This window comes from Puniceispirillum sp. (SeqCode) (genome assembly GCF_965657105.1).
In the GTDB taxonomy this organism is placed as follows: domain Bacteria; phylum Pseudomonadota; class Alphaproteobacteria; order Puniceispirillales; family Puniceispirillaceae; genus Puniceispirillum.
The window spans coordinates 1-6596 of sequence record NZ_CBFHNB010000083.1 but is presented as its reverse complement, the minus strand read 5'-3'; the positions used below and the strand labels follow the sequence as shown (position 1 = coordinate 6596).

The 6596-nt window shown below is 45.4% G+C and carries 6 protein-coding genes; 2 read left to right on the top strand and 4 right to left on the bottom strand.

Annotated elements, in window-relative coordinates:
- Positions 1–240: 240 nt before the first annotated feature.
- The 4 genes from cysQ to ACTF7Q_RS09870 form a co-directional block, all read right to left on the bottom strand.
- Positions 241–1011: a 3'(2'),5'-bisphosphate nucleotidase CysQ gene (gene cysQ, locus ACTF7Q_RS09885; protein ID WP_438997671.1), complete on the bottom strand. Its 771-nt coding sequence runs from the start codon at positions 1009–1011 to the stop codon at positions 241–243.
- A 65-nt stretch (positions 1012–1076) separates the two neighbouring features.
- Positions 1077–2960, bottom strand: coding sequence for a sulfate adenylyltransferase subunit CysN (gene cysN, locus ACTF7Q_RS09880; RefSeq protein WP_438997670.1), 1884 nt, complete (start codon positions 2958–2960; stop codon positions 1077–1079).
- The gene (gene cysD, locus ACTF7Q_RS09875; protein ID WP_438997669.1) at positions 2960–4441 is read right to left on the bottom strand and encodes a sulfate adenylyltransferase subunit CysD; all 1482 of its coding nucleotides are present in this window, start codon (positions 4439–4441) and stop codon (positions 2960–2962) included. Before cysD ends, cysN begins: the two co-directional genes overlap by 1 nt.
- A gap of 236 nt (positions 4442–4677) precedes the next feature.
- Positions 4678–5103: a YqaA family protein gene (locus tag ACTF7Q_RS09870; RefSeq protein WP_438997668.1), complete on the bottom strand. Its 426-nt coding sequence runs from the start codon at positions 5101–5103 to the stop codon at positions 4678–4680.
- Between the two features lie 1024 nt (positions 5104–6127).
- Here ACTF7Q_RS09870 and ACTF7Q_RS09865 point away from each other — a divergent pair.
- Entirely contained in the window at positions 6128–6316 is a 189-nt protein-coding gene (locus ACTF7Q_RS09865; protein WP_438997667.1) for a helix-turn-helix transcriptional regulator, read from the top strand.
- The coding region (locus tag ACTF7Q_RS09860) for a TOTE conflict system archaeo-eukaryotic primase domain-containing protein (RefSeq protein WP_438997666.1) at positions 6309–6596 on the top strand (288 nt) is incomplete at its 3' end. The genes ACTF7Q_RS09865 and ACTF7Q_RS09860, both read left to right, overlap by 8 nt.

Here is a 6596-nt window from a genome sequence, read left to right as displayed (position 1 = left end):
ATCTGTGTGGTTGGCGGATCGTCTTTAGCAGCGGTGTAACGGGAGCTCATATCGGGACTTTACGGTTAAATCTGACAGGTATATTTGTGGGTATATTTATGGGCGGCATATATCGAATATCAAACATGATTGTGACAGTCACATGCCAGCTTTAGAGTCATTAAAGGCTGTTGATTTGAAGATAACGAATGATCATTCTACACCGCAACATCATGTTGTTCTAATATTTTCATACAAGGTCTATGAAGCTTTGAACCCGCCCCATGCAATAAAGGCATCATTCCTGTAATCTGGCTTCCCATATAGAAATACGCTGTCATCAAGATGCGTCATATGCCCACCAGCGGCGCGCAGCACCGCATCACCAGCCCCGGTATCCCATTCCATTGTTGGGCCAAACCGTGGATAGACATCTGCCTCACCTGCCGCAACAAGACAAAATTTCAAGGACGATCCAATTGATATTGTGTTCGCTATATCATGTTCGGCTAGCCATTTGTTGGTTGCTTCATCTCTATGCGATGCGCTTGCCACGGCCAAGACCCCGCTGGCAGGGGGCATGCGGATAGATAGAGCTGTAGATGTATCTGCGGATTTTTCACTAGCGCCTTTTCCAATAATACCAACAAACAAACGATCAAGAGCAGGTGCATAAACAACGCCCATGATCGGCACCCTATTTTCAATCAACGCGATATTCACGGTGAAACTGCCTTTGCCATCGCGTTTCAAAAATTCTTTTGTGCCATCCAAGGGATCAACAAGAAAGAATCTATGTGGCGCTTTCAGGCTATGGCTGGCGGCATTTTCTTCAGATATTACAATTATGTCTGGTGCCAGCTGGGCTAATGCAGGCAGAATAATGGCCTCAGCGGCGCGATCAGCGCCGGTTACAGGTGAGCCATCGCTTTTGAAATCCACATTCGGGTCTTGGTCATGAATCTCCATGATCTTTGCGCCAGCTTTAAGGACAACAGGTTCGAGAGCCTGGGCAAGCATTTCTAAGTCCATAATGTTCAATCCCAAATTGTATCGAATATGTCATGTTTTTTTGCCGATGATTAGCAATCAAACCATTATAATTCCATCTGCGCTATAAGTGATTTTACAATTACATCTAGGTCTTGTGTATCTGTATAAACCCGCATCTCTGGGTTATCAGGTGCCTCGTAAGGGCTGTCGATTCCGGTAAAGTTCGGCAATTCACCTTTGCGAGCCTTTTTATAAAGACCTTTCGGGTCACGTGACTCGGCTAATGCAAGCGGCGTATCGACAAACACTTCTATAAATTCACCATCTTCAAATAAAGCGCGCGCCATAGTGCGTTCAGCTTTGAATGGTGAAATGAAAGCAGTGATGACAACAATGCCAGCATCCACCATCAATTTGGCGACTTCGCTAATCCGGCGAATATTTTCAACACGATCTGCATCTGTAAATCCAAGATCATTGTTTAAGCCATGGCGTATATTATCTCCATCAAGGATATAGGTGCGAATACCTCTGCTATGAAGTTCTAATTCTAGCGCGTTTGCGATTGTTGATTTGCCTGAACCTGAAAGCCCGGTGAACCAAAGCACTTTACTTTTGTGGCCATTGAGACTCTGGCGCGCCGATTTATCAATATCGAGCTTGTGCACATGCACATTACGGGCACGCCGAAGTGCAAATTTGATCATCCCAGCAGCAACAGTCTGGTTGCTCATGCGATCGATTAAGATGAACCCACCTAAGCCGGCACAGTCTTTGTATTTTTCAAATGTGATCGGCTGGTCTGTCTTTAGTGTCACAACGCTGAGATCGTTGAGTTCAAGCTTGTTCGCAGATAGTTTTTCGTAGCTGTTTATATTGATCTTATGCTTAATGTCGGTGATTTGCGCACTGACAAGTGAGGTGCCAAGTTTCAATAAATATGAGCGGCCTGAATATCCAGGCTCTTGATCCATCCACATAAGTTCTATTTCAAAATGGTCAGAGATTTCGGCGGGCGCATCAGCGGCAACGATAACATCACCGCGTGATATATCTATCTCTCGGTCTAGGGTGAGTGTGACGGCTTGATCGGCCTCGGCATATGAAAGTGCGTCTTTAAATAGCAAAATCTCTTTTATGTTTGCGGTCTCGCCTGAAGGCAGAATGCGCACATTCTGCCCTATCTTTATGTGGCCAGCCGCAATCGTGCCAGCGAAGCCTCTGAAGTCCAAGTTAGGACGGTTGACCCATTGTACAGGCATGCGGAAGGGATCATCTGTTAAAAGGCGGCGTGTTTCAACGGTCTCAAGAAACCCCATTAGGGTTGGGCCTTTATACCATTCAGTTTGCGTGGCCTGCTGGAGAATATTACAGCCGTTTAAAGCCGATATCGGGATAGGGGTGATTGACTCAAAATTAAGCTGATTGGCAAAGGATCGATAATCATCTTCTATGTGATCGAAGATATCGTGGTCATAATCTACGAGATCCATTTTATTGATGGCCAAAACAATTCGTTTAATGCCAAGGGTTGAACAAATTATCGAATGCCGGCGGGTTTGCTCGAGAATGCCTTTGCGGGCGTCGACAAGGATTACCGCTACATCAGCGGTAGAGGCACCAGTCACCATATTCCGTGTATATTGTTCATGTCCTGGCGTATCGGCAACGATGAATTTCCGCCGCTTTGTGGTAAAATATCGATAGGCAACATCAATTGTGATGCCTTGTTCGCGCTCGGCTTCAAGCCCATCTAACAGCAATGCAAAATCGATTTCATTGCCCTGGGTGCCGCTTTTCATCGATTCTTTTTTCAGGGTTTCGATCTGATTTTCGAAAAGTATTTGTGCTTCATACAAAATGCGGCCGATAAGTGTGCTTTTGCCATCATCAACACTACCGCATGTTATAAACCGAAGTGTGCTCAGTTTTGTCTGATCAGTTAGATATTGATTTGCGCGCGCAATGTTCGTCTGCTGACTATTCATTAGAAATAGCCCTCGTGCTTTTTCTTTTCCATTGATGCCAAAGAATCCGTATCGATGGCACGACCAAGGCGTTCGCTCGTTTTGGCGTTAGCAAGTTCTATTACAATGGAAGCTAAATCGTCAGCGTCTGATTCCATTGCGCCAGCCAAGGGATAGCAACCAAGCGACCGAAACCGCACTTTCTTGATATGAATCGTCTCATTTTTCTGAAGTTCTAATCGATCATCATCAACCATGATGAGCATGCCATCGCGTTCGATGACGGGGCGCTCTGCCGCGAAGTAAAGCGGCACAATCGGTATCTGTTCGCGATAGATATATTGCCAAATATCTAATTCAGTCCAGTTCGAAATGGGAAAGACGCGGATGCTCTCGCCTGCGTGTTTGCGCAAATTATACTGGTGCCATAGCTCGGGGCGTTGATTTTTGGGATCCCAGCGATGTGCGGCTGTGCGGAATGAGCAAATGCGCTCTTTAGCGCGTGACGCCTCTTCATCACGTCGTGCGCCGCCGAAAGCCATATCGAAATTATAATGCTCAAGGGCTTGCTTTAGCGCCATGGTTTTCATGATGTCTGTGTGGATCGCCGAGCCATGATCAAATGGATTGATGTTCTTCTCGATGCCCTCGGGGTTTGTATGGATCAGCAAATCCATACCACTATCGCGCGCCATATAATCGCGAAAATCGTACATCGCCTGAAATTTCCAGCGCGTGTCTATGTGAAGAAGGGGAAAAGGCGGTGGGCTTGGGTAAAATGCCTTGCGCGCCAAATGCAAAATAACCTGAGAATCTTTGCCCACCGAATATAGCATGACAGGGTTGTCCGCTTCGGCAATCACCTCGCGCATAATATAAATGGCTTCTGCCTCAAGACGATCAAGATGGGTTATGTCAGCAGACGGTTTATGACGTAACGTCGCATCTACATAAGCATATATGTCATCATGCCCATGTGTGTAAACTTCCAAGGCCAGGCGCAATTCATGAGCGTTGCCAAGGTTGATTTGATGGCATCGCCACGCCCGGCAAAGGGCCCGGCAAATAGCAACCAACGCGCCAGATGGCACAATAATGGTGTTTTTGTCTTCTCCCAAAGCCAAGCGTTTCAGGGCTGGTTCTAATGTTTGATATGTAGGGTTGGATCCCTCAAGAAAAATCCAGCGCCGCCCGTTACGGCCATCATTGGCAAAAAGAATCGCCGTTCCCGATGCGAGGGTGTGCATAGCTACAAATAAAACAGAGTGCCGTTTTCTGCGTGCTGTTCTGATAATATGTTCGGTGACGTTCACTTTAGCACCGCGCTGGTGCTCATCAATCAGTGCGGTTTCATCAAGCAAGGGGAAGCTCAAGCCTTGTTCGGTAAGCCAACGCTCTGTCTTTTTGATGTTAGCTGGCGTATCAGACCCATAAAGTTCGCGCGCGATTGTGCGCGTTGTCCAAATCTGGGTTTTGTCGCGCGCTATAATATCAAAGTTCATTTTGTCGCAATTTGTATTTATTTAAAATATTATAGTTAATTTATACTATTTTCAAATATGCACAAGAGTATTGACGAAAATTTGCATATTACGACAAGTTTGATAGTTTGGTTTGGGTCAATGGCGGCATATTGTGGTGGAAATGGCACGCTTGGGAAGTTAGGTTAATCTATTGTTATCATGTGCATTTTGGAATGTAACTGTGGGGATTATTTTGCTTAATGCTTATTATGTAATTATGCAAACACAGTCGATACAAGGCCGACAACAACAAGATAGCGGGTGCATTTGGATATGGTGACCAAGATAATGAAAGACCATAATGGCTCGCGCAATATTCCTGCCACAACCGTTATCGGGTCACCTATAAATGGTACCCAGCTCAACAGCAAAGAGTAACGTCCAAATTTCTTGTAATATAACTCTCCTTTGAGGAGTTTTTTTTCGCTAACAGGAAACCAGCTTTTCTGTCTAACATTTGCCGTTAGCTTGCCAAGCCACCAATTTACAATTGCGCCCAGCACATTCCCAGCAGTGGCTATTGCAACCAGTTTTAAAACAAGATCAGGAGCAATAGAAACTTGATATGCAAGTAATGCTTCAGACTGTGCCGGAAGAATTGTTGCTGCCAAAAATGCGCTAATGAAGAGAGAAATATACAACTTTACACACCGAAGATAACGATAGGCTTGCCTTTGAGGTGACGATAAAGCAGAAAAGTATTCTATCCAATTATATTGCTCAATCACGTTTATGTTTTATCAAAGCCATAGCCGCTAGATAGGTTTGGCTCAGGCCAGATGGCGCATAGGCCAGAAACAAATCATAGCGCTTCACGGCCATACCGCGTTATGCGCATGGAAAATTCACACACGTGGTGTCCAGCGCCCAGAATTGGCGCACCAAGCAACAGAACCAATGCGAAGGTTCGCATGATGATGTTCGAAGGATGATATTCGCAAACATTTTTAAGTGACGCTGTGGATCACAAAGCGCTGATAAATGTTATTATTTTTTGAGAAATGGCGCGCTCGGGAAGAAGTTCGATGCCTACCCGAAGCGCCAATTCATGACTGAATCTATTTATATCAATAGCTTATCATATTGTCACATATGGTCAACTATCAAAACCTTACCTGCAACCTTACCTGAACCAAGCTCCGAGGTTCGAGGGCCAAGCTCCGAGGTTCGAGGGCCAAGTTCCAAACACATAGGTCCGTGACCCTCGGACCTTGAGCCAAGGACCGTGGACCGTGGACCACGGACCGGGGTTACTTAGGGCGTTTCTTAATCAGCTTTGGACTTTACTGAAAGGGTGGGGCCTAGATTGGCCGGGCTTGCGCCTCGGACCGCGGACCTTTGATGGGTTGGTAGAGGCGGTGGCAGAGAGTTTTGTTTGTAAACCCGCGACAGACGAGTGCTGCATGGTTGTATATGGTTGCATAACGTCCCAGACAATCCCATATAATCCTATATAATTGCATAAATACAATAACTTATGAATTTTTATAGTTTGACAGAAGAATCCACTTCACGTAATCTGTTCATAGTTGAGCATGAGCATCCAACTTTTAGGCATCAGTCAAGCCGTATTCAAAAAGCTGCACAGTGGATCACGTAGGCCGCCACTGCTCCCAAAGGCTGCGCTGCAAAATTCAAAAATTTTAGAGCGCATAGGAGTATATTATGCAGCAATTAAACGTAATTCCGCGCAGTCGTCTGTGCGATGAACTTGGCGTTAGCCACAGCACGATAAAAAGATGGATTAAGACAAGACGCTTTCCCAAGCCACTGAAAGCATCCGGCCAAGAACCTCTTTTTTATGCAAGCCAAGTCCGAGACTGGTTTGCCAATATGGAGGCGCAAAATGACTGAGATGTCTAATGCTCTCCGTTTCATGAAGCTATTCAAAGGGTATAGCCAAGCTTATGGAACATATAACCCGTCAGGTCTTGGTAGAGAGGGAAAACAAAAACCTGTATATCGTACCAAAAAATCACCATCGACTGCGCAGAACTTCGATGAGCATGTAACTGGCAAGCAACCTATCGGTATTTATCCACTAGATGACAACGAACGAGTATCATTCGCTGCTATAGATATCGATAGATATCCGATAGACCACGCAGATATTTCTAATAAGCTACAAAACCTC